Source organism: Aeromonas sp. R7-1 (genome assembly GCF_040908115.1).
Classification (GTDB): Bacteria; Pseudomonadota; Gammaproteobacteria; order Enterobacterales; family Aeromonadaceae; genus Aeromonas; species Aeromonas caviae.
Genome location: NZ_JBFODD010000039.1, coordinates 17,650 through 40,190, shown reverse-complemented (window position 1 = coordinate 40,190; position 22,541 = coordinate 17,650). Strand labels below are relative to the sequence as shown.

General features: G+C 62.0%; 18 protein-coding genes. 9 read left to right on the top strand and 9 right to left on the bottom strand.

Annotated features, from left to right (window positions below; genetic code table 11):
* Positions 1-284: 284 nt before the first annotated feature.
* Positions 285-1,040 carry a DUF429 domain-containing protein gene (locus AB5Y51_RS10265; RefSeq protein WP_368178394.1) on the bottom strand — a complete coding sequence of 252 codons (756 nt, stop codon included), beginning with the start codon at positions 1,038-1,040 and terminating at the stop codon, positions 285-287.
* 77 nt (positions 1,041-1,117) lie between these two features.
* Positions 1,118-1,681: a hypothetical protein gene (locus tag AB5Y51_RS10260; RefSeq protein ID WP_039040884.1), complete on the bottom strand. Its 564-nt coding sequence runs from the start codon at positions 1,679-1,681 to the stop codon at positions 1,118-1,120.
* Positions 1,682-1,984: 303 nt separating this feature from the next.
* On the opposite strand from AB5Y51_RS10260, the gene AB5Y51_RS10255 reads away from it, so the two are divergent.
* The 4 genes from AB5Y51_RS10255 to ybcJ all read left to right on the top strand — a co-directional run bounded on the left by AB5Y51_RS10255 (position 1,985) and on the right by ybcJ (position 5,018).
* Positions 1,985-2,335, top strand: a complete 351-nt coding sequence (locus AB5Y51_RS10255; protein ID WP_039040883.1) for a phasin family protein — start codon at positions 1,985-1,987, stop codon at positions 2,333-2,335.
* 95 nt (positions 2,336-2,430) lie between these two features.
* Positions 2,431-4,218: a class I poly(R)-hydroxyalkanoic acid synthase gene (locus AB5Y51_RS10250; RefSeq protein WP_368178393.1), complete on the top strand. Its 1,788-nt coding sequence runs from the start codon at positions 2,431-2,433 to the stop codon at positions 4,216-4,218.
* Positions 4,215-4,619 (top strand): MaoC family dehydratase, encoded by a 405-nt coding sequence (locus tag AB5Y51_RS10245; protein WP_041215083.1) that lies wholly within the window; start codon positions 4,215-4,217, stop codon positions 4,617-4,619. Before AB5Y51_RS10250 ends, AB5Y51_RS10245 begins: the two co-directional genes overlap by 4 nt.
* A 165-nt stretch (positions 4,620-4,784) precedes the next feature.
* Positions 4,785-5,018, top strand: coding sequence for a ribosome-associated protein YbcJ (gene ybcJ, locus AB5Y51_RS10240; RefSeq protein WP_010674882.1), 234 nt, complete (start codon positions 4,785-4,787; stop codon positions 5,016-5,018).
* Positions 5,019-5,174: 156 nt separating this feature from the next.
* Here the strand turns inward: ybcJ and AB5Y51_RS10235 are convergent, their stop codons facing one another.
* Positions 5,175-5,648: a DUF4442 domain-containing protein gene (locus tag AB5Y51_RS10235; protein WP_010674883.1), complete on the bottom strand. Its 474-nt coding sequence runs from the start codon at positions 5,646-5,648 to the stop codon at positions 5,175-5,177.
* A 427-nt stretch (positions 5,649-6,075) separates the two neighbouring features.
* On the opposite strand from AB5Y51_RS10235, the gene AB5Y51_RS10230 reads away from it, so the two are divergent.
* The gene (locus AB5Y51_RS10230; protein ID WP_043155175.1) at positions 6,076-7,257 is read left to right on the top strand and encodes a hypothetical protein; all 1,182 of its coding nucleotides are present in this window, start codon (positions 6,076-6,078) and stop codon (positions 7,255-7,257) included.
* Positions 7,258-7,310: 53 nt separating this feature from the next.
* On the opposite strand, the gene AB5Y51_RS10225 is transcribed toward AB5Y51_RS10230, so the two are convergent.
* From AB5Y51_RS10225 to AB5Y51_RS10215, 3 genes are all read right to left on the bottom strand, one after another.
* Positions 7,311-9,062, bottom strand: coding sequence for an ABC transporter transmembrane domain-containing protein (locus AB5Y51_RS10225; RefSeq protein WP_043155177.1), 1,752 nt, complete (start codon positions 9,060-9,062; stop codon positions 7,311-7,313).
* A gap of 109 nt (positions 9,063-9,171) precedes the next feature.
* Positions 9,172-10,908: an ABC transporter transmembrane domain-containing protein gene (locus AB5Y51_RS10220; RefSeq protein ID WP_219595791.1), complete on the bottom strand. Its 1,737-nt coding sequence runs from the start codon at positions 10,906-10,908 to the stop codon at positions 9,172-9,174.
* A gap of 139 nt (positions 10,909-11,047) precedes the next feature.
* Positions 11,048-13,846: a response regulator gene (locus AB5Y51_RS10215; RefSeq protein WP_041211503.1), complete on the bottom strand. Its 2,799-nt coding sequence runs from the start codon at positions 13,844-13,846 to the stop codon at positions 11,048-11,050.
* A gap of 153 nt (positions 13,847-13,999) precedes the next feature.
* On the opposite strand from AB5Y51_RS10215, the gene trxC reads away from it, so the two are divergent.
* The 3 genes from trxC to AB5Y51_RS10200 all read left to right on the top strand — a co-directional run bounded on the left by trxC (position 14,000) and on the right by AB5Y51_RS10200 (position 16,751).
* Complete coding sequence (trxC, locus tag AB5Y51_RS10210) at positions 14,000-14,440, top strand: thioredoxin TrxC (protein ID WP_042879777.1); 441 nt, start codon at positions 14,000-14,002, stop codon at positions 14,438-14,440.
* Positions 14,441-14,594: 154 nt separating this feature from the next.
* Positions 14,595-15,983 (top strand): DASS family sodium-coupled anion symporter, encoded by a 1,389-nt coding sequence (locus AB5Y51_RS10205; RefSeq protein WP_041215077.1) that lies wholly within the window; start codon positions 14,595-14,597, stop codon positions 15,981-15,983.
* A 201-nt stretch (positions 15,984-16,184) separates the two neighbouring features.
* Entirely contained in the window at positions 16,185-16,751 is a 567-nt protein-coding gene (locus AB5Y51_RS10200) for a cytochrome b/b6 domain-containing protein (protein WP_151027674.1), read from the top strand.
* Between the two features lie 64 nt (positions 16,752-16,815).
* On the opposite strand, the gene AB5Y51_RS10195 is transcribed toward AB5Y51_RS10200, so the two are convergent.
* Both AB5Y51_RS10195 and AB5Y51_RS10190 read right to left on the bottom strand, forming a co-directional pair.
* Positions 16,816-19,290: a glycogen/starch/alpha-glucan phosphorylase gene (locus tag AB5Y51_RS10195; RefSeq protein WP_039040874.1), complete on the bottom strand. Its 2,475-nt coding sequence runs from the start codon at positions 19,288-19,290 to the stop codon at positions 16,816-16,818.
* Between the two features lie 393 nt (positions 19,291-19,683).
* Positions 19,684-19,881 carry a DUF4250 domain-containing protein gene (locus AB5Y51_RS10190; RefSeq protein WP_005323525.1) on the bottom strand — a complete coding sequence of 66 codons (198 nt, stop codon included), beginning with the start codon at positions 19,879-19,881 and terminating at the stop codon, positions 19,684-19,686.
* Between the two features lie 234 nt (positions 19,882-20,115).
* On the opposite strand from AB5Y51_RS10190, the gene AB5Y51_RS10185 reads away from it, so the two are divergent.
* Positions 20,116-20,595, top strand: coding sequence for a cell division inhibitor (locus AB5Y51_RS10185; RefSeq protein WP_368178392.1), 480 nt, complete (start codon positions 20,116-20,118; stop codon positions 20,593-20,595).
* A 288-nt stretch (positions 20,596-20,883) separates the two neighbouring features.
* Here AB5Y51_RS10185 and AB5Y51_RS10180 read toward each other — a convergent pair whose 3' ends face one another.
* Positions 20,884-22,407 carry a fumarate hydratase gene (locus tag AB5Y51_RS10180; RefSeq protein ID WP_323922179.1) on the bottom strand — a complete coding sequence of 508 codons (1,524 nt, stop codon included), beginning with the start codon at positions 22,405-22,407 and terminating at the stop codon, positions 20,884-20,886.
* Positions 22,408-22,541 lie beyond the last annotated feature (134 nt).

Genomic DNA, 22,541 nt, shown 5'->3' with positions numbered 1-22,541 from the left:
GTCGGCAGTCGGCAGTCGGCAGTCGGCAGTCGGCAGTCGGCAGTCGGCAGTCGGCAGTCGGCAGTCGGCAGTCGGCAGTCGGCAGTCGGCAGTCGCAAAATAAGGCAACAATGGCAAGAGTCAAGGGGACGTCGGAAGATCACAGGACAAAGGCGGCCTCCCCTTGCCTGACACCGTGGCAACGGCAAGCCATACGCTGTGGCGACAGCAAGTCACGTCACCAGTGCCGTGGCTGCAGCGAGTCGCCAGCAGTCATCAGGGGGAGCGCGGTGCACTTGGGCGTCTCAATCCCGGGCGAAGTGGTAGACCCAGCCTTCGTCCGGTGCCATCTCCTCCGGCAGGTCCACCAGGGCAGGCAGCGAGGTGACGGCCCCTTCGGCCGCAAATTGCAGGGCCATCAGAGCGCAGAGCGCGGCATCATAGGGATCCGTTCCAGGGATGAGGATTGCTGGCAGGTGGGGTTGCAGCTCGGGCCGCACCGCAGAGGCTTTGCCCCCGATTTTGGCCAGGGCGGGATAGACCTCCAGCACCGCGCGCCCGGCAGCCCTCGCCTGTTTTGGCACCAGTTGCAGATCCCCGAGACGCGGCAGCATGGAGAGGGCCAGGGTGGCGTTGTTGCCGAGCCTGTCGAAGGTGGCGGAGAGGGGCTTCTTGCCATAATGCTGATGGAGCCAGCGCTCGCAATCCCGGTAGGCGTAAGGGTTGTCAATCTCCCGCTGAGGCACGGGAGAGCCGCTCCCCCGCCCCGCCAGCAGATCGGCGAGGGCGCGGGGAAAGGCCAGGGGCGCATCGATGCCGAGAGCAAGGCGCGGGCAGGCCAGCACCTGCATCAGCGCCACCTCGTCTTGCAGGGCCGGGCGCAGCAGGGCATCCAGATCCGGCGCGACCCGGGAGCTCAGCCGAAACAAGGGGGAGATCCCGAGCCAGTGCAGACGGGACTCCCGGGCCTGCCAACCCACCACCGCCACCGCCTGGGCATTACCCTGCCAGCCCCTCACGTCCCAACCGATGCCGATGGCGTCCATGTGTTCCGTTGTCATGCCCCTGTTACCTCTGTGCAGCCTTGATGGAGCACAGGGTAATGGCTGCCCCTCCTAAAGCAAGGGCAAGTTGGCCCCTAGAAGGATTTCTTGAAGTTGATCAGGGGCAGAATGGGGAAGATGCCGTTCTCGGCGTAGTTGGCCAGGCCAATCTGCAAGCCGTCCAGGTGCTTGGTGGCATTGACGAATCCCAGCTGGAAGGTGGTGCGTTCGGCATAGTTGACGAAGCCGACGTTGGCCAGGGCATTGCCCTGGGCGATGTTGACCGCCCCCCAGTTGAGCCCCTTCACATTGTTGGTCAGGTTGACGAAGCCCAGATTGAGGCCGGTATCCTGCCCTTCGTGCCAGTTGACGGCGTTGATGGCGACCCCGCCAAACTGGTGGCGCACCCGGCTCGCGCCAAAGAACACACCAAGCTGCAGGCCGGTGAACTGATCCACATCGGAGAGGGCGAACACCGGCAGATCGATCCCCTTCACCTGGCCGGTGCGGCCGTAAAGGAAGGAAGCCCGTGCCCCTTCCACCTGATTGGACGAGGGCAGGTTGATACCGGGCAGGGAGATCTGGACCGGCGTGCTGGCCTGGGCGACACCGGCGAGGGTCAGGGCACCACAGCCGAGCAGCAGGGCGAACGGTTTCATCGGGGATTCCTTGTGAAGAGGGTGTGGCTCAAGGGTACCAGCGCAGGCCCCGAGGGACGAGACCCCGACCCTTTCCCTGCGTCACCTCTCGTCTGAATCCGGGGATGGCTCTCTCGGCGGATTGGAAAATTCAAACAGAAACTAACATTTATGTCATTTACACCAAAGGTGGATTGGTTGCAGAATGCTCAAACGTGTGTTTGAACAGAGCAAACAACACGTAACACAGGGATGACGTGCTGTACCCGCAAGAAGGGTCGATTGACCCGCAAAAACAGTGTTCTGCCGAACCGGAGACCCATGATGAATATGGACGTGATCAAGAGCTTTACCGAGCAGATGCAAGGCTTTGCCGCCCCCCTCACCCGCTACAACCAGCTGCTGGCCAGCAACATCGAACAGCTGACCCGGTTGCAACTGGCGTCCGCCAATGCCTACGCCGAACTGGGGCTCAACCAGTTGCAGGCCGTCGGCAAGGTGCAGGATGCCCAGAGCCTGGCGGCCCTCGGCACCGTGCAGCTGGAGAGCGCCAGCCAGCTCTCCCGCCAGATGCTGGATGACATCCAGAAGCTCAGCGCCCTCGGCCAGCAGTTCAAGGAAGAGCTGGATGCCCTGACCGCAGATGGCATCAAGAAGAGCACGGGCAAGGCCTGATAGCCCCTGGCTGCCCGTCTTGCGGGCAGCCACATCTCCCCACGACTCGACAGAACGGGCAAGTGCCCGCCCCGGGCGTGGGTGAAGGAGAACACATGAGCCAATCATCTTACGGCCCGCTGTTCGAGGCCCTGGCCCACTACAACGACAAGCTGCTGGCCATGGCCAGAGCCCAGACAGAGCGCACGGCCCAGGCCCTGCTGCAGACCAGTCTGGACGATCTGGGCAAGGTGCTGGAGCAGGGTAGCCAACAGCCCTGGCAGCTGATCCAGTCCCAGATGAACTGGTGGCAGGATCAGCTCAAGCTGATGCAGCACACCCTGCTCAAGAGTGCAGGTCAGCCGAGCGAGCCGGTGATCACCCCGGATCGCAGCGATCGCCGCTTCAAGGCCGAGGCCTGGAGCGAGCAACCCCTCTATGACTACCTCAAGCAATCCTATCTGCTGACCGCAAGACACCTGCTGGCGGCGGTGGATGCCCTGGAGGGCGTGCCCGAGAAGAGCCGGGAGCGACTGCGCTTTTTCACCCGCCAGTACGTCAACGCCATGGCTCCCAGCAACTTCCTGGCCACCAACCCGGAGCTGCTCAAGCTCACCCTAGAGTCCGACGGCCAGAATCTGGTGCGCGGCATTGCGCTCCTGGCCGAAGATCTGGAGCGCAGCGCCGATCACCTCAACATCCGCCTGACCGACGAGTCCGCCTTCGAGCTCGGCCGGGATCTGGCGACCACCCCGGGCCGGGTAGTGCTGCGCACCGAGCTCTTTGAGCTCATCCAGTACAGCCCGACCACGGCGACGGTGGGCAAGACCCCGGTGCTGGTCGTGCCCCCCTTCATCAACAAGTACTACATCATGGACATGCGCCCCCAGAACTCCCTGGTGGCCTGGCTGGTCGCCCAGGGGCAGACGGTCTTCATGATCTCCTGGCGCAACCCGGGGGTGGCACAGGGGCAGGTCGATCTCGACGACTACGTGGTGGACGGGGTCATCGCCGCCCTGGACGCCGTGGAGGCGGCCACCGGCGAGCGGGAGGTGCACGGCATCGGCTACTGCATCGGTGGCACTGCATTGTCACTCGCCATGGGCTGGCTGGCGGCGCGGCGCCAGAAACAGCGGGTACGCAGCGCCACCCTGTTCACCACCCTGCTGGACTTCTCCCAGCCCGGGGAGCTTGGCATCTTCATCCACGAGCCCATCATCGCGGCGCTGGAGGCCCAGAACGAGGCCAGGGGCATCATGGACGGGCGCCAGCTGGCGGTCTCCTTCAGTCTGCTGCGGGAGAACAGCCTCTACTGGAACTACTACATCGACAGCTACCTCAAGGGCCAGAGCCCGGTGGCGTTCGATCTGCTGCACTGGAACAGCGACAGCACCAACGTGGCGGGCAAGACCCACAACAGCCTGCTGCGCCGACTCTACCTGGAAAACCAGCTGGTGAAGGGGGAGCTCAAGATCCGCCACACCCGCATCGATCTCGCCAAGGTGAAGACCCCGGTGCTGCTGGTGTCCGCCGCGGACGATCACATCGCCCTCTGGCAGGGGACCTGGCAGGGCATGGCGCTGTTCGGGGGCGAGCGGCGCTTCATTCTGGCCGAATCCGGGCACATCGCCGGCATCATCAATCCGCCGGATGCCAACAAATACGGCTTCTGGCAAAACGGGGCCGAGGCGGACAGCCCGGCGCAGTGGCTGGCGGGGGCGACCCACCAGAGCGGCTCCTGGTGGCCCGAGATGATGCGCTTTATCAAAGACCGTGACGAGGCAGAGCCCGTCCCTGCACGGCAGCCTGCCGAGGGGCTGGAGGCGGCCCCCGGCAGCTACGTCAAGGTACGGCTCAATCCGGTGTTTGCCGGCGTCAGGAAGCAAGAAGAGGAACCCGCATGAGTACACAACCCCTTGCCGTGGGCATGAAAGCCAGCCTGACCAAGCGCTTCGGCCCGGCCGAGGTGGCGGCCTTCGCCGGTCTCTCGGAGGATTTCAATCCCCTGCACCTGGACCCGGACTTCGCCGCCACGACGGTGTTCGAGCGCCCAATCGTCCACGGCATGCTGCTGGCGAGCCTCTTCTCCGGGCTGCTCGGGCAGCAACTGCCCGGGAAAGGGAGCATCTATCTGGGCCAGAGCCTCTCCTTCACGCTCCCGGTGTTCGTGGGGGACGTGGTGACGGCGGAGGTGGAGGTGATTGCCCTTCGAAGCGACAAGCCCATCGCCACCCTGGCCACCCGCATCTTCACCCAGGGCGGCGCCCTCGCCGTGACGGGGGAAGCGGTGGTGAAACTCCCTTGAGCGCCAGTGGCACCCAGAGACACAACCAGCCCGGTCGGGCTGGTTTTTTTGCCTGTGCTCGCCCCTTTTTCGGGGCAATTCGGCCCGGGCCCTTTCCCTGCCCCGCCTAACTGCCTAGAATGAGCCCCCGCTGTTTCAGCCATTCATCCAGCTAGAGGATTTCCCATGGAGACGTTTCTGCTCGAAGGTCACCCCTTCGTTGCCTTGTGTGACCTGATCAAGCATCAGGGTTGGGCCGATTGTGGCGGTGCCGCCAAGGCGCTGGTCGCCGAGGGCCTGGTGGAAGTGGACGGTCAGGTCGAGACCCGCAAACGCTGCAAGATAGTCGCCGAGCAGGTGGTCAACTTCAACGGCATGAAGGTAGTCGTGAAGGAAGGCGTCAGCCCCGAGATCCTCTGATCCTGACGCCCTGCCACGCAAGCGCTACCCAGCACAGTGGCCGAGCGGATGGTCAACTTCAACGGCATGAAGCATGAAGGCCGTGGTGAAGGAAGGGAGCAGCCCCGAGATCCTCTGATCCCGGCTTGAACAAGGGCGCCAAGCGCCCTCTGGCCTTCAGCTGGCCTTGATGGAGAGGGTCAGCACGAAGCGGGCCATGGCCTCGTCGCCGTTGCGCGACGGGCAGGTGGCCACCACCTGGATGGGGCGGTTGATGCGCTGGCCGCTCGCCAGGGACTCGTCGATCATGGCGTCGATAAGCTCCCCCGCCGCGCAATCAAACTGCACGTCCCCCTCCGGGCGCTTCAAAAACTCCCCCTGCACATCCTTGAAGGCAAAATGCACCTTCTTGCGCCGCGCCCGCCCCTTCTCCATGACCAGGAGCCCTCCCACCAGGTCGGCGCCGGTGGCGAGCGCCCCGAAATACATGCTGCCCAGATGGTTGCGGGTGCGCCAGCCCAGCGGAATGCGGATGCGCAGCGCCCTGGCGTCCATCTGCTCGATGACGGGGGCACAAAAACCAATGACGGGAATGTAGCGCCAGGCGAACAGACGCAGGGCGAGGTTGGCTTTGAGGCGTTGCAGGTCCATTGCAAACTGATCCGATGAGTGAATGTGACGCAAATGTTGCCAGCCTGCTTCCCGATAGACAAGCCTCCCGTGCCATCCCTGTGAGCGGGCCCCCAAAGGGTATTTGCAAAATTCATGCAATGGCAGGTTCTATTTGCCTGGCAAATGATAAAACCGGCCTTTCCTGACCCCGGGTTGCCCCTCTCTTTCCCTTTTTCCGATTTTTTTCAAGGTCCCGCCCCGGATGACGGGACCATGACAGCCATATCCGAATGAAACACAACAAGAAATACTCCCCGTCAGGGGGCTAGCCCAGGATCCCGCCCCCGCCACTGGGATTATTTGCAGTAACCAAACCCCCACTCCCTCGCTAGGCTGTTGCTGGCCCGGAAGTAGCCACTCGGCACCGGGTCAACCCGTCTACCAATCTCACCATAAGGATAGAGAGATGAGTCACGTGCAACAGTTGTTCAACGGGGGCGAGAGCGCCGGTACTTTCCAGCTCAACTTCAACAACAACCGTGCCTACGAGCTGTTTGGCCGGGAGTACCTCAAGTGCTATGCCAACCTCAGCGCCAAGGGGAAGATGAGCAAGCCCCTGCCCACCGGGCCGCTGAGCTACACCGTCGACTTCGCCATGGATTGCGGCTGCAGTTCGGTGCTGTTTGACTTCAACCTCGCCTACAAGAAGACCTTCGGCAACCAGTTGCAGGCCCCCCTGTGGCGCGAGTCCGACTACGAGGCCGAGCTGGTGCTCTGCCAGCTGGTGCGCGAGGCACCGGCCAACCGCCTGAGCAACCATGATCAGTTCGCCGAGGCCGAGGCCTTCTTCAACGACGTCAACCTGCCCGATACCGTCCGGGCGGTGGGCAATGATCCCTATGCCGACAAGGACGGCCTGGTGGAGTTCATCGTGGCCAACGAGCTGCTGGACGATCCCGCCGTCATGGCCAAGCTGGCGGAACAGAAGGCCTACCTCATCGCCATCACCTCCGTGGTCACCGCCTACATCAACCGTTACGCCGAAGCCTATGGCGAGCAGTACAAGACGGACGCGGATCTCTGGGCCAGGGCCCTCTCCAAGATCCCTCTGATGGGGCCGAGCAAGATCGATCAGCAGAGCTACAGCCGCCACATCAAGGGGCTCAGCATCGCCACCGACTTCATCAACTTCATCATGGACGTGGTGGTGAGCCAGGGCACCACGGCGCTGGCCAGCTTCAACAAGTTCCTGCAAAAGCAGGGGGATGCCATCCGCTTCGGGGTGGAGAACAACAAGGACTTCTACAAGACCATCACGGTGGGGGTCACGGTGGAAGTGTTCAAGGTGGGCAACGAGCTGGTCTATGTGCCGAAGATCAAACAGTACCGCGTCAACTTCGACCGCCAGAACAGCAAGTTCACCTCCGCCTGTGCCAGCGCCGAGTTCGTCGACATCTACTTCAACTACCTCTATGCCGCCAACGTGTTCGACTACGAGGCCCTCAAGGACCCCGAGATCAAGCGCGACTTCGACAACTTCATCCAGAAGCAGCGCAAGGCACAAATTGAAGAAGCGGACACCTTCTTCAACGATGACTTCCCGCCCCTGGAGCCCAAGCAGGTCAGCCGCAGCAAGGCCACGGTGTAACCCGCCAGTCAAAAAAACAGCCGGCAGATGCCGGCTGTTTTTTTAGGTGGGCCTCAGGCCCGTTTCTCTTCAAGCCAGGCCCCCTGGCTCTGCATCTCGAACAGCTGGGCATAATGCCCCCCCAGCGCCATCAGCTCACCGTGGGTGCCGCGCTCGCTCACCCACCCGCGGGAGAGCAGCAGGATTTCATCGGCATCCACAATGGTGGAGAGGCGGTGAGCGATGGCGATGGTGGTGCGGCCACGGCGCGCCGCCGAGAGCGCTTGGGAGAGGGCGAGCTCGGTCTGGGAGTCCACGCTCGCGGTCGCCTCGTCCAGGATGAGGATGCGCGGATCCCCCACCAGGGCGCGGGCAAAGGAGAGCAGCTGGCGCTGGCCGGCGGAGAGGTTCTTGCCCCCCTCCTCCATCAGGGTGGCCAGGCCATCGGGCAGGCGGCGCACGAAATCGGCCAGCTGCACCTCCTCCAGGGCCTGCCAGAGCCGGCCATCCTCGATGCCGTCACGCCCAAGGCGCAGGTTCTCGGCCAGGGTGCCGACGAAGATGAAAGGATCCTGCTGCACCAGGCCGATGCTGCGGCGCACCGCCGAGAGGGCCAGGCCGTTCATGGGGTGATCATCGAAGTGGATGCTCCCCCGATCCAGGGGGTAGAAGCCCATCAGCAGGCTGATGATGGTGGACTTGCCGCTGCCGGTGTGGCCCACCAGCGCCAGCATCTGGCCCGGCCGGGTGGCAAAGCTCACATCTTGCAGTACCTGCTGCTCCCCGTCGTAGGAGAAGCCCACCCCGTCGAAGCGTACCCGTCCCTCCAGGGGGCGCACCTCCCCGTCGGTGCTCTCGCGGGTTTCATCGAGCAGGGCGAACACCCGCTCCCCCGCCACCATGGCCTGCTGCAACTGGTTGAGCTGGTTGGTCATCTCGATGAGGGGCTCGATCATCCGCCCCAGATAGCTGATGAAGGCGTAAAGCACCCCCACCTGGATGGCCCCCGCCGTGCTCAGCCCCTCGTGGGCAAACAGGGCCAGCAGACCGATGAGCACCATCATGTAGAAGAGATCGATGAGGGGGCGCAGCAGGATGCCGTTGATCTTGAGGCTCTTGATCCGCGCCTGCCAGTGCTGCTGGTTCACCCCGGCAAAGGCATTGGCGAAGTGGCGCTCCTGCACCATGGCCTGGATCACCGGCATCCCCTGCAACGACTCGTTGAGACGGCTGTTGATGTCGGAGAGCAAGGATCGGGTCGCCCGCACCACGGGCACGCTCAGTTTCTGGTAGAGCCACATCACGGCCCCCACCGCCGGCAGCAGGGTGGCGCATACCAGCATCAGGCGCAAGTCCAGCAGCGCCATGGAGAGCAGGATGCCGCACAGGAGCACCACTTTTTGCACCAGGAGCCCTATCACCTGGACATAGAGGTTCATGATCGCCTCGGTGTCGTTGGTGATGCGGGAGATGAGGGAGCCCGAGCGGTGCTTGTCGAAATAGCGGGCAGGCAGGCGGATGGCGGTGGCGAACACCTGCTCGCGCAGACGCTGCACCACCGCCTGGGCGATGCGGTTGAAGCGCAGGGATTGCAGGTAGAAGCCGGCCGCCGACAACACCTGCAACCCCAGATAACCGGCGGCAAGGGCGGCGATGATGCCCCACTCCAGCCGGCGCGGCGCCAGGTAGTCATCGATGAAGAGCTTGATGAGCAAGGGGCCCGCCACCTCGGCGCCGGTGGCGAGCAGCAGGCAGATGCCCGCCTGCACCAGCCAGCGGGGGTAGCTGGCGCAGTAGGCGAGCAGCCGTTTGATGGTTGGATTCACAGACTGGCCTCCAGCGCAACGTTCCACGGGAATTGACTCTCTTTGCTCCCCTCTCCGCTCGCGGGAGCCGGGCGGGGGGTGAAGGAAACCAGGGGTCTTGTCATCCTGTTCACAGGCTCTCCTCCACGTCCTGCTCCAGGCGCTGGTAGCGGACCATGTCCGCGTACCAGCCGTTCCTGGCCATCAGGGCCTCGTGACGGCCCCGCTCGCTGATCGCTCCCTGCTCCAGCACCAGGATCTCGTCCGCCTGCTCCACCGCCGTCATGCGGTGGCTCACCAGCACCAGGGTGCGCTTGTGGGCCTTGAGGGCCAGCAGGATCTGCTGCTCGGTGTGGGCATCCACTGCCGAGAGGGCGTCATCCAGCACCAGGATGGGGGCATCCAGCAGCAGGGCGCGGGCGATGGCCAGACGCTGCTTCTGACCGCCGGAGAGGGTCACCCCCTTCTCCCCCACCTCGGTTTCATACCCTTTGGGGAAGCGACTGATGTCGTCGTGAACGCAGGCGATGCGCGCCACCCGCTCAATCTCCTCCCGGCTCGCCTCGGGGCGGCCCAGGGCGATGTTGGCCGCGATGGTGGTGGAGAACAGAAACGGCTCCTGGGGCACATAGGCAAACTGGCTGCGCAGCTCACCCAGCGACAGTTGCGAGATGGGCACCTCCCCCATGCGGATCTCCCCGGCCGTGGGGTTGGCCAGGCGCATCAGCAGCTTGAGCAGGGAGCTCTTGCCTGCCCCGGTGCGTCCCACTATCCCCAGCATGGCGCCAGCCTGCAGGGTGACATCCACCCCCTGCAACAGGGTGCGCTGCTCCAGCCGGTAGCCCAGCCCCTGCACCCGCAGGGGAAAGGCCGAGGCCAGCGCCACGGGATGGGCCGGCTCCTCGATGTCGCTGCGCTCCCCCAGCAGGCTTTCGATGCGCGAGTAGGCGGCGCTGCCCCGCTCGATGATGTTGAACAGCCAGGCGATGGCGAACATGGGCCAGATGAGCTGGCCGAGGTACATGGTGAAGCTGGTGAGCTCCCCCAGAGTCAGTTTGTCTTGCAGCACCAGGGCGCTGCCCCCTGCGACCGCCAGAAAATAGGAGCAGCCGATGCACAGGTAAATCACGGGGTCGAACTTGGCGTCGATGCGGGCCACCGCCATGTTGCGCTCCCCCGCCTGACGGGTCAGCTCGGCAAAGCCCTCGTCCTCCAGGGATTCGACCGCGTAGGATTTGAGCACCCGCACCCCGGAGAGGGCCTCCTGGGTCTTGTTGTTGAGGCGGGAGAAGGCCCCCTGCGCCGCCTTGAACTCCTTGTAGATCTGGGTCCCGAAGCGGTTCATGAAGAAGGCCATCACCGGCAGGGGCAGCAGGGAGAGCAGGGTCAGCTGCCAGGAGTACTGGCTGCACATGATGGAGAGCACCAGGATGCCGACGATGAAGGAGTCCACCAGAGTCAGCACCCCTTCCCCTGCGGTCATCTCCACCGCCTGGATGTCGTTGGTGGCGTGGGCCATCAGATCACCGGTGCGGTGGCGCTGGTAGAAATCCGGGCTCATGCGGGTGAAGTGGCTGAACAGCCGGTTGCGCAGCACGTAGGCGAGCCGGTAGGAGGCACCGAACAGCATGACCCGCCACACGTAGCGCAGTAGGTAGATAAGCAGTCCCAGGCCAAAAAGCCCCGCCAGATAGCCGGTCAGGGTGCCGCTGTCCAAGTCACCCTTGGCGATGCCATCCACCACCCAGCCCACCACCTTGGGAGGGATCACGGTCAACAGGGCCACCAGCATCAGCAGGGAGATGGCCACCAGATAACGCCGCCACTGATCCTTGAAAAACCAGCCAAGCCGCAAAAATACGCTCACAGAGAAGTCCTTGGTCGCGGCGCGCTGCCGCGTGATCGTGAAGAGAAGCTCAATACAATCGCCCCCTGGCGGGGGCGAACGAGTAGGTCATCATAGCCTGAAGCGGGTGACTTGAGAACGATTGCTATCTTGCCCTCCCTCAGAGCCGCTTGTCGGGGGGCGAAAACGGGAAGGCGACCGACTCCTGCTGCTCCCCGGTGAGCAGGAAGTGGGAGACCTCCTCCCGGGTCTGGGTAAAGACCTGCTGCAACTGGTTGAGCTCCCCCTCGCTCAGCTCCTCCTGCAGCCGCAGCCGCCACTCCAGCTCCCCGGCCAGCAGTTGCAGGCGGGAAGCGGAGATGTTGGCCGACACCCCCTTCAGGGTATGCAGCAAGCGGCACGCCACTTCGGGCTGCTGGCGACGCAGGGCGGTGCGGATGTCCCACAGATCGTCCTTGTGCTCGGAGAGGAACAGCTTGAAGAGGATCTGCAGCGCCTCCCTGTCATGCTCCAGCCGGCGCAGGGCATCCTCCAGATCCAGCACGCCCATGAGGGCCGGCGGCTTGACCTCGATGGGCACCTTGGGCTCCCCGCCGCTGCTCTTCACCCATTGCAGCAGGTTGTTGTAGAGATCGAGCTTGCTCACCGGCTTGGTGACATAGCCGTTCATGCCGACGCCAAGGCAGCGCTCCCTGTCCCCCGGCATGGCGCTGGCGGTGAGGGCGATGATGGGCACATCGTGCTTGTCCACCATCTTGCGGATCTGGCGGGTGGCATCCAGCCCGTCCAGCACCGGCATCTGCAGATCCATCAGGATGACGTCGAACGGCTGCTCCGCCACCTGCTCCACCGCCTCGCGGCCGTTGTCCACCACGGTGACCTTGGCCTCCACCCGACGCAGGTACTCCAGAATGAGCTGCTGGTTGACCCGGTTGTCCTCGGCCAGCAGCACCCGGGTACCGCGCAGCAGCTCCCGGAACTGCTGCTGATCCCCCTGGGCCTCCGCCTGGCGGACCTTGCTGTCATGGGAGCTGCCGTTGAGCAGTTCGTCCACCTTGGCCAGCAAGGCGTTTTCGGTCATGGGTTTGGCCAGGAAATGGGTCAGCCCCATGCTCTCCATCCGCCCGTGCAGCCCCTCCCTGGACCAGGCGCTGGTCATCAGGACAGGCAGGCGCCGCCACTGGCTGTGCTGGTACATCTCGAGGGCCAAGTCCAGGCCATCCTCCTGACCCATGCGCCAGTCGAGGATGGCGAGGCGGATGTGATGCCCCTCTTCCCGCAGCACCTGACGGGCGCGGGAGAGGCTGTTGACCGTGATGACGGACGCCCCCGCCCGCCCCAGGATGTCCTTGGCCAGTTCCAGCACCAGCTCGTTGTCATCCATCATCAGGATCAGGGGCTGGTGATCGAAGAAGACCCTGCGCCCCGAGACCCCGTACACCGCCTGGGAGATGGGGATCTCGAACAGGAAGGTGGAGCCCACCCCGGGCTTGCTCTGCACGGTGATCTCCCCGCCCATCAGCCCCACCAGGCGCTGGGAGATGTTGAGGCCAAGCCCGGAGCCGCCATATTTGCGGGTATTGCCCGCCTCCAGCTGGGTAAAGGGCTGGAACAGCTGGGCCTGTTTCTCCGGGGCGATGCCGATGCCGGTATCCCGCACGCTGAAACAGACCCGCATGGGATGCTGGCTGGTGAGCGTAATGGCCACCTCCACCTCGCCCCGCTCGGTGAACTTGATGGCATTGTTCACCAGATTGACCAGTACCTGACCGAGGCGCAGCGGATCCCCGCGCAGGAAGTCGGGCACGGCGGGGGACTTGTTGATGATGACCTCGATGTGCTTGCGCTCCGCCAGATCCGCGAACATGGCGGCGAGGGAGTCGAGCTGCTCGCTGAGATCGAAGTCGATCTCCTCCAGGGTCAGTTTGCCGGACTCCACCTTGGTGAGATCCAGGATGTCGTTGATGAGCAGCAGCAAGGTGTCCGACGAGGATTTGATCTTGTTGAGATAGTCCCGCTGCTGGGGATCCAGGCTGGTTTGCAGTGCCAGGGCGCTGAAGCCGATGATGGCATTCATGGGAGTGCGGATCTCGTGGCTCATGTTGGCCAGGAAGTCGCTCTTGGCCTGGGCCAGCAGCGCGGCATGGCGAGAGAGCTCGCTCAGCTTCTGGTTGCGGCGCCACAGGGTCGCGGCCACCAGCGAGAAGCAGAGCAGCGCCCCCCCCAGCACCATCAGGTAGAAGCGGCTCTTGAGGGAGGAGGCCCGCTCCAGCTTGCTCTGCTTCCAGGCGGGCAGCGAGCTCAGCCCCTTCATCTCCACCACCTGATTGCGCAGGCGATGGTACTCCATCACCTGCTGATTGAACTCCTGGCCCAGCCGAACGAGGGCCGCAACCCTCGGCTGCTCCCCATAGCGGTCGAGCAGGTGCTGCTGGAGTTGCAGCAGTTGCCGCTGCTCGTTCTGATCCCAGCTGCGTCTGAGGTAGTGGTGCAGGCGCATGAGTTCGGTCAGGTCGCGGTACTGCGCCTCACCGACCGGCAGGGTGCCTTGCAACGCCTTGAGCTGGCCCTGGAAGCGGGGAGCCAGATACTCGATGGTCATCTCCATGGTGTAGAGCCTGGCGAGATCCAGCAGATAACCGTCGATGTCCCGCTGCAACGCCTGGGAGCCGGGGTCGTCCACCGACTCCGGATCCTCGTGCACCAGCCTGACGAACCTGTCCAGGTGACTGGAAAGCAGGCTCAGGCGTTGCTGTACGCTGCCATCGCTGGCCTTCTCGCGCCCCAGCAGATAGACGGTATCGGTATTGACCCGATTGAGCACCATCTCAGCCGCCACGCTCAAATCGAAGGCACGCTGCTGCTGGCTGAGCAACTGCCAGCAATAGGCAGAAAAGCCCACCAGCGATACGATGATAAGGCCAAAGACAACACGATTGGCCCGTGCAACACTCTTCATCCCGTCTCGATTCTCATGTCATGGTCGGCCATCCGGTGACACCAGGTCACGGCCGGAGGCCAACTGTGAAAAACCACTGAGTGCTATGTTACCGTTAGTCGGCGCTCTGATTGCAATAAAGATGTTGCCGGGCCATGAAATAAGGAAGCAATTATGTCACTTGTCACCACCTATTGTAGCCAATGCTTTACCCGCAACCGCCTGCCTGTCGAAAAAGCAGACTCAAACGCGAAGTGCGGCCGCTGCCGTCACGCCCTCTTCGAACAAACCCCGGTGGCGGGGCGTCAGGCCAGCTTCGATGCCCTGATCCAGTCCGACATCCCGGTGGTGGTGGACTTTTGGGCAAGCTGGTGTGGCCCCTGCCTGCAGTTTGCCCCCGTCTTTCAGGAGGTCGCCCGGGAGCTTGAGCCCCGCCTTCGCTTCGTGAAACTCGATACCGAGCAGGAGGCCGCCATCGCAGGTCGCTATGGCATCCGCAGCATTCCTACCCTGATGGTCTTCCAGCGGGGGGAGATCCTGGCACAGCGCAGCGGCGCCCTGCCCAAGAGCCTGTTCAAGGAGTGGCTGCTCTCCTTCACCTCCCCCGTCAAATGAAAATAAAATGTTTCATTTCTGTTTGATTGAAGATCCATTTTCACTTGACTCTGTGAGTCGCCACATGATTTGACCATATCCCCCTGTTTCAAACAGGGGGATAAATGTAACCTCGGCATCACAACAACAACCATAAATTAACCGAGAGAACGTTATGCACACATCGGCTGTACCTACGACTCCCCCCTCACGCTGGCTGGACATCAAGTCCGGGATCGTCATCCTGGATCTGCTCCTGCTCTGCGCCATGCTGGCATGGCTCCCGTTTGACCCCATGGTCAACAAGGGGCTGGCCATCCTGATCTTCATCGCCATCCTCTGGCTGACCGAGGCGGTGAACATCACCATCACCGCCATCTCCATCCCGGTGCTCGCCACCCTGCTCGGGGTGTTCGACATGAGCAAGTCGCTGACCGACTTTGCCAACCCCGTCCTGTTCCTCTTCTTTGGCGGCTTTGCCCTCGCGGCAGCCCTCTCCAAGCAGGGACTCGACACCCAGATCGCCGGCAAGGTGATGCAGCTCGCCAAGGGACACCTGGGCTGGGCTTCCATCGTGCTCTTCACCATCACGGCCGCCCTCTCCATGTGGATCAGCAACACCGCCACCGCGGCCATGATGATGCCGCTGGCCCTCGGCATGCTGAAGGGGCTGGACGTTCACAAGGAGCGCCGCACCCTGGTCTTCGTGCTGCTTGGCGTCGCCTATAGCGCCAGCATCGGTGGCATCGGCACACTGGTGGGCAGCCCCCCCAATGCCATCGCCGCCGCCCAGATGGGCTTGGGCTTCACCGACTGGCTGGAGTTCGGCATCCCCGTGGTGATCATCTTCATGCCGGTAGGCATCGGCCTGCTCTACTGGGTGACCCGTCCCAATCTCTCCCACCAGGTCAGCACCGAGCAGGTCACCATCGAGTGGACAGGTCAGCGCAAAGTGACCCTGGCCATCTTCCTGACCACGGTGCTGCTGTGGATTGGATCCCAGCCTCTTGCCAAGGCACTGGGCGGCATTCCCCAGTTCGATACCCTGATCGCCATGGGCGCCATCCTGGCCATCGCCGTCAGCCGGGTCGCCAGCTGGGATGACATCAACCAGAACACCGACTGGGGCGTGCTGCTGCTGTTCGGGGGTGGTCTCACCTTGAGCGCCATCCTCAAGCAGACCGGGGCCAACGCCTTCCTGGCGGAGCACCTCTCCAGCGGCCTCTCCTCCATGCCCATCTTCGTGATCCTGCTCTGCCTGGCCGCCTTCGTTGTGTTCCTGACCGAGCTGGTCTCCAACACCGCCACCGCCGCGCTGCTGGTGCCGCTGTTCGCCGGGGTGGCCGAGGCTCTGGGAGTCTCCCCCATCGTGGTCTCCGTGCTGATCGCCGTCGGCGCCTCCTGTGCCTTCATGCTGCCGGTGGCCACGCCCCCCAACGCCATCGTCTTCGCCAGCGGCCATATCCAGCAGCGGGAGATGATGCGGGCCGGCCTGGTACTGAACCTGGTGTTCACCGTCATCCTGACCATGCTGGCCTATTTCATGGGGGATATCCTCCACTGAGGTTCGCCCCCTAATGCCCCTACAAGCCCCGCATCGCCGGGGCTTTTTCTCGCCCCGACACCACCGCACTCCCTACCCGTGACATCACCGCGACATTAACTCGCACTTAAGAAATCGCCTTCATGATGCTGACAACGGCCATCACGCAGCCATGGCTGACGATGGCGATGATCATGGACATCACGACAAGGGGATCACCTCATGGGAAAGACGATGCAGAACAACCGTGAAATCAAGGTATGGGATCCGGTGGTCAGGGGATTTCACTGGGCCACTGTGCTGTTGTGCGTGCTGAATCTCTTCATCCTTGAAGAGGGGGCGCGCAACCACCGCTATGCGGGATATGCGCTGGCCGGACTGCTGGCACTGCGCATCGTATGGGGATTCATCGGTTCCTATCATGCCCGCTTCGCCCAGTGGCTGCCGACACCGGCCGGCGTCATCACCTATCTCAAGGAGACGATCAAGGGGCGCCACCCCTACTACGCCGGTCACAATCCTTTGGGGTCCTTGATGATACTGCTGCTGTTGACCTGCCTTGTCGGCACCGCCGCCAGCGGGATCATGACCGAATACGGGCCGCTCTCCGGCACCCATCGCATGGAAGAGATCCATGAGTTCTTTGCCAAGGGGTTGCAGGTGGCCATCTTCGTCCATGTGCTGGCCGTCATCGCCCTGGATCGCCTGGTACGGGGCGATCTCGTCAGGGCGATGATCACCGGCAAGAAACGGGTGCCGGCGGACACCCGGGTGGTCGACAGGCCCTGAGCCTCCCTCAGCCCGACAGATGAAAAAAAACCCCGCATCGCGGGGTTTTTCACAGGAGCAGACATCAACCGACGCTGCAGCTCGTCAGTTTCCAGATCCGGTCTACGTAATCCTGGATGGAGCGGTCGGAGTTGAACTTGCCCATGGTGGCCGAGTTGATGATGGCTTTCTTCGCCCACAGGGCCGGATCCCGGTACCAGGCGTCGATCAGCTTGTGCGCCTCGGAGTAGGACTCGAAATCGGCCAGGGTCAGGTAAGGGTCTCCCCCTTCCAGCAGGGAACGCTTGATGGAGGAGAGCTCCCCCGGGCGACCCGGCGTGAAGTAGTCGGTATCAAACCAGTCCAGCACGGCTTTCAGTTCGGAGTTGGCGTAGTAGAAGTCATACGGGTTGTAGCCGCGCGCCTTCAGTGACTTCACCTCGTCCACGTTCAGACCGAAGATGGCGCAGTTCTCGGCACCCGCCTCTTCGGCGATCTCGATGTTGGCCCCATCCAGCGTCCCGATGGTGATGGCACCGTTCAGCGCCATCTTCATGTTGCCGGTACCGGAGGCTTCGTAACCTGCGGTGGAGATCTGCTCGGAGACATCCGCCGCCGGGATCAGCTTCTCGGCAAGGCTCACGCGGTAGTTCGGCATGAACACCACTTTCAGCTTGCCCTGGATACGGGCGTCGTTGTTGACCCGCTCCGCCAGCTTGTTGATGGCGTAGATGATGTCCTTGGCCAGCTTGTAGCCGGGCGCCGCCTTGGAGCCGAAGATGAACACCCGCGGATGCATGTCATAGTCCGGGTTCGCCAGCAGGCGACGGTAGAGCGCCATGATGTGGATGAGGTTCAGCTGTTGACGCTTGTACTCGTGCAGACGCTTGATCTGGACGTCGAAGATCGCCTCCGCGCTCACGTCGATGCCGGTTTCCGCCTTGATGACCTTGACCAGCTTCTCCTTGTTGTGACGCTTGATGGTCATGAACTGCTGCTGGAACGCCTTGTCGTCGGCAAACTTCACCACGCTGCGCAGCTTGTCCAGTTGCAGCGGCCACTCCTTGCCCACTACCTCGTTGTAGAGTTCGGCCAGTTCCGGGTTGCAGGCCAGCAGCCAGCGACGGGGAGTCACGCCGTTGGTGACGTTGCACATTTTCTCGGGCCACAGCTCGGCATACTCGGGGAAGAGATCTTCCTTCACCAGCTTGGAGTGGATCTCGGCCACGCCGTTCACCTTGGAGGAGCCGATGACGCACAGGTTGCCCATGCGCACCTTGCGCACGTCACCCTCTTCGATGATGGAGAGCTTGGCCTTGATGGCATCGTTGCCCGGCCACTTCGGCTCCACTAGCTCGTTCAGGAAACGGGCGTTGATTTCGTAAATGATCTCGAGATGGCGCGGCAGTACCTTCTCGAACAGGCTGACGGACCACTTCTCCAGCGCTTCCGGCAGCAGGGTGTGGTTGGTGTAGGAGAAGACCTGATAGCAGATGCCCCAAGCGGTATCCCAATTCAGCCCCTCTTCGTCCACCAGCACGCGCATCAGCTCGGGGATGGCCACGGTGGGGTGGGTATCGTTGAGCTGGATGGCGATTTGCGCGGCAAAGTTGCTGAAGTCACTGCCATGCACCCGCTTGTAGCGGCGCATGATGTCCTTGATGGAGCAGGCGCAGAAGAAGTACTGCTGGATCAGGCGCAGCTCCTTGCCGGCGTCGGTCTCATCGTTCGGGTAGAGCACCTTGGAGATGGTCTCGGCCTGGGCCTTCTCGGCCTGGGAGTCGATATAACCACCAGCGTTGAACACGTCCCAGTCGAAGAACTCGGAGGCACGGGATTCCCACAGACGCAGGATGTTGACGGTGTGACCACCGAAGCCGACCACCGGAATGTCCCAGGGCACCCCTTTGATCTTGCGACCGGCGTGCCACACCTTCTTCAGGCCACCCTTGTCACCAAAGACGGTCTCCACGTAGCCGTAGAGCGGGATCTCCTGCACCGATTCCGGGCGGCAGATCTCCCAGGGGTTGCCATATTCGCGCCAGGAGTCCGGACGCTCGATCTGACGGCCATCCTGAATTTCCTGACGGAACAGGCCGTGCTCGTAGTGGATGCCATAGCCCACCGCCGGGTAGTTCAGAGTGGCCAGGGAATCGATGAAGCAGGCGGCCAGACGACCCAGGCCGCCGTTGCCAAGGGCCATGTCAGGCTCTTGTTCACACAGATCGGTCAGTTCCAGGCCGAGTTCACCCAGCGCCTCTTCACAGACTTTGTAGAGGGAGAGGTTGTGCAGGTTGTTGGAGGTCAAACGCCCCATCAAAAATTCAGCAGAGAGATAGTGAATCGCACGAGTATCTTTCTTGAAGTGAGTCTGCTGAGTACGGGTCAGGCGCTCGTACACCTGTTCATTGACGGCGGCAGCGGTCGCTTTCCACCAGGCATCCGGAGAGGCTTTCTGTTCGCTTGTACCCAAGGTAGAACGCAGGTGACGCACGATACTCGCCTTGAGCTGATCTTTATCCAGTTGGAGATCCTGGTCTGTCTTCTTCTTGGTAGCCATAAACCATTTTCCTTCGTTACAAATAAAAAATGTCATCCCATCGGGGGGACCGGCGCTGTTGTTATCTCAGAATATGCTCCGGCGGGGGCATACTAGCTAAAGCCAAGGGTTTAAAAGTTAACGTGAGTCACACTTTAACGCATAAAAATGACAGTTTCACCATGAAAACCCTTTCCTTGAGCCAGTCTGAATGAAATATAAATTTCGTTTTAAATCATGGTGATACATGAAAACAAAAAAGATAGTTTTATGAATAGGTTTTCAATGATTGCCTGTGACTGAAAATACGTGAAAATAATCGCCAACTAGGGAGAAATTGAAAGCGTTTTCAATTCACACCTCCTCGTCAGGTAATAAAAAGGATGCCCCAATCGGAGCATCCTTTGATTTCAATTAACCATGTGCCTTGAACTGATTGCTCATGGGGTCGTAGTGATACCCGATCTGTTGCAGACGGGTAGCCAGCTGATCTTCTGTCATGTCGTAGTAAGCCAGCAGCTCTTCCAGGCCATCACACTCCAGCCGCAGCTTCTCGTTGATGATCCCGAGCAGAATGTTCGCATCCAGTCGTTGCAAGGTACTGACGTCCATCTCGCTCCCTCCTCTCCCCATACAGGACTGTATAACCATGAGCGCCGACCCGAAGTTTGTCTACTGGTTAAAAAACATCCTGCATAAGGAAGATATAAATATCCTCTTTAATCATGGAGTTAAAATCATCCCCTGTTAATCGGCTCACATTTTTAGCCACAAATGACTTGTCACTCCTTGCGAACAGAACTACTGTATGCGCATACAGCATGGTTATTCATACAGGAACGACATATGAGCCAGCCCCTGAGTCTTTGCCCCCCTTCCTCCTCTGCCGGTCTGATCACCACCTGGCCCACTCGCCATCAGAGCAAGATGGGACAAGAGCAGCGGCGCGGCCCTCTCCATCAGGAAGCGCCGCTGCTGGATGCCCTGGGGCAACTGAGTCAGTCCGACAGTGGCTGGATCCTGCTCGTCGCCCCGCCAGGCCTGCCCGCCGCCGTGCAATTGCAGGCCAGAGGAATCAATCCTGCCAGGGTGCTTGTCGTGCACGCCCCCAAGATCAAGAATTGGCAGCGCCTGCTGGAGCAGAGCCTGATGAATGGCCACTGTGCCGCCGTGCTGACCTGGCTGCCCGAACAGGTCGCCCTGGACCGGAGCACATTGAGCACCCTGGCCCAGCGTGCCGGTGTCCTGACCCGCTTCTTCGAGCCCTCAACCCCTCTGGGTGGGGCACTGAGCTACGGCGGCCAGGATGTCTACCTGAACCACTGATCGCCCTTCGGCGTGACAGCCAATGCGCCGGCATTGCCCACCGGGTTATCCAGGCTTCCGACCCGGGATGTCATGGCGACAAAAACAAAGCAGCACAGCAGCACAGCAGCACAGCAGCACAGCAGCACAGCAGCACAGCAGCACAGCAGCACAGCAGCACAGCAGCAGTAAATTTGCTCAGGCCCAGATCGTCAAATGGCGCCTGTAAAAAAGGCGACCCGAGGGTCGCCTTTCAACATGCTGCTGTACGGGGCTAATCGCTCTGCGTTTGCACCGAAGCCCGATTGATCAAGCCAGCTTGGTCTCCAGCTCGGCAATCTTGGCGGACCAGTAGGCCGGGCCGGTCTCGTGGATGTTGTTGCCCTGGGAGTCGACCGCCACGGTGACCGGCATGTCTTCCACCTCGAACTCATAGATGGCCTCCATCCCCAAATCGGCAAAGGCCACCACGCGCGCCTTCTTGATGGCTTTCGCCACCAGATAGGCGGCGCCGCCCACCGCCATCAGGTAGACAGCCTGGTGCTGCTTGATGCTCTCGACCGTCTTGGGGCCGCGCTCGGACTTGCCGATCATGCCGATGAGGCCGGTTTCTCCCAGCATCATGTCGGTGAATTTGTCCATCCGGGTGGACGTGGTGGGGCCAGCCGGGCCGACCACCTCATCACGCACCGCATCGACCGGGCCCACGTAATAGATGAAGCGGTTGGTGAAATCGACCCCTTCGGGCAGTCCTTCACCCTTTTTCAGCATGTCGGCGATGCGCTTGTGGGCGGCGTCGCGGCCGGTCAGGATCTTGCCGGAGAGCAGCACGGTATCGCCGCTCTTCCAACTGGCAAGCTCTGCCTTGGTGATACCATCCACGTTGACCCGGCGCACATTGCCACCGGACTCACGGGTGATCTCCGGCCAGTCTTCCAGCCTGGGGGGTGTCAGCTCCGCCGGGCCGGAGCCATCGAGTGCGAAATGCACGTGACGGGTGGCGGCGCAGTTGGGGATCATCACCACGGGCTTGGAGGCGGCGTGGGTCGGTGCGGATTTCACCTTCACATCCAGCACCGTGGTCAGGCCGCCAAGCCCCTGGGCACCGATCCCGAGCTTGTTGACCTTGTCATAGAGCTCGACCCTCAGCTTCTCTTCGGTGGTCTCGGGACCACGGGCAATCAGCTCCTGGATGTCGATGTGCTCCATCAGGGCTTCCTTGGCGAGCACCGCCGCCTTCTCGGCGGTGCCGCCGATGCCGATGCCGAGCATGCCGGGCGGACACCAGCCAGCCCCCATGGTCGGCACCGTCTTGAGCACCCACTCCACGATATCGTCGGAGGGATTGAGCATCACCATCTTAGATTTGTTTTCGGAGCCGCCGCCCTTGGCCGCGATACTCACTTCCACCTTGTCGCCGGGGATCATGTCGATGTGCACGACAGCGGGGGCATTGTCTTTGGTGTTCTTGCGGCTGCCGGCCGGATCCGCCAGCACGGAGGCGCGCAGCGGGTTGTCCGGATTGGTGTAGGCGCGGCGGGTGCCCTCATCCACCATCTCCTGGACCGTCATGTCGCTGTCCCACTGTACCTGCATGCCGATCTTGACGAAGCAGGTGACGATACCGGTGTCCTGACAGAGCGGGCGATGACCTTCGGCAGACATGCGGGAGTTGATCAGGATCTGGGCCAGGGCATCCTTGGCGGCCGGGTTGATCTCGCGGTCATAGGCGGCCTTGGCGGCCTGCACGAAATCGAGGGGGTGGTAGAAGGAGATGTACTGCAGGGCGTCAGCAATGGAATCGATAAAGTCCTGTTTTCTAATGATGCTCATATCATCCTCACTGGTCCTTGTTATCGCTTGCGCGAGCAAGGGCTTCCATATGAGCCGGGCCTTCGGCAGGTGGCAAATGCACCTGGAGCCGGCAGACTGCGGCGTGTTTTTATAACGGTGTTTTTCTTAAAAAT

Coding starts and splice junctions, on each gene's coding strand:
- AB5Y51_RS10205 (WP_041215077.1), top strand. CDS start 14,595: ATGCACACATCGGCTGTACCTACGACTCCCCCCTCACGCTGGCTGGAC.
- AB5Y51_RS10235 (WP_010674883.1), bottom strand. CDS start 5,648: ATGGACCTGCAACGCCTCAAAGCCAACCTCGCCCTGCGTCTGTTCGCC.
- trxC (WP_042879777.1), top strand. CDS start 14,000: ATGTCACTTGTCACCACCTATTGTAGCCAATGCTTTACCCGCAACCGC.
- AB5Y51_RS10195 (WP_039040874.1), bottom strand. CDS start 19,290: ATGGCTACCAAGAAGAAGACAGACCAGGATCTCCAACTGGATAAAGAT.
- AB5Y51_RS10260 (WP_039040884.1), bottom strand. CDS start 1,681: ATGAAACCGTTCGCCCTGCTGCTCGGCTGTGGTGCCCTGACCCTCGCC.
- AB5Y51_RS10255 (WP_039040883.1), top strand. CDS start 1,985: ATGAATATGGACGTGATCAAGAGCTTTACCGAGCAGATGCAAGGCTTT.
- AB5Y51_RS10200 (WP_151027674.1), top strand. CDS start 16,185: ATGGGAAAGACGATGCAGAACAACCGTGAAATCAAGGTATGGGATCCG.
- AB5Y51_RS10215 (WP_041211503.1), bottom strand. CDS start 13,846: ATGAAGAGTGTTGCACGGGCCAATCGTGTTGTCTTTGGCCTTATCATC.
- AB5Y51_RS10245 (WP_041215083.1), top strand. CDS start 4,215: ATGAGTACACAACCCCTTGCCGTGGGCATGAAAGCCAGCCTGACCAAG.
- AB5Y51_RS10265 (WP_368178394.1), bottom strand. CDS start 1,040: ATGACAACGGAACACATGGACGCCATCGGCATCGGTTGGGACGTGAGG.
- AB5Y51_RS10250 (WP_368178393.1), top strand. CDS start 2,431: ATGAGCCAATCATCTTACGGCCCGCTGTTCGAGGCCCTGGCCCACTAC.
- AB5Y51_RS10185 (WP_368178392.1), top strand. CDS start 20,116: ATGAGCCAGCCCCTGAGTCTTTGCCCCCCTTCCTCCTCTGCCGGTCTG.
- ybcJ (WP_010674882.1), top strand. CDS start 4,785: ATGGAGACGTTTCTGCTCGAAGGTCACCCCTTCGTTGCCTTGTGTGAC.
- AB5Y51_RS10180 (WP_323922179.1), bottom strand. CDS start 22,407: ATGAGCATCATTAGAAAACAGGACTTTATCGATTCCATTGCTGACGCC.
- AB5Y51_RS10230 (WP_043155175.1), top strand. CDS start 6,076: ATGAGTCACGTGCAACAGTTGTTCAACGGGGGCGAGAGCGCCGGTACT.
- AB5Y51_RS10190 (WP_005323525.1), bottom strand. CDS start 19,881: ATGGACGTCAGTACCTTGCAACGACTGGATGCGAACATTCTGCTCGGG.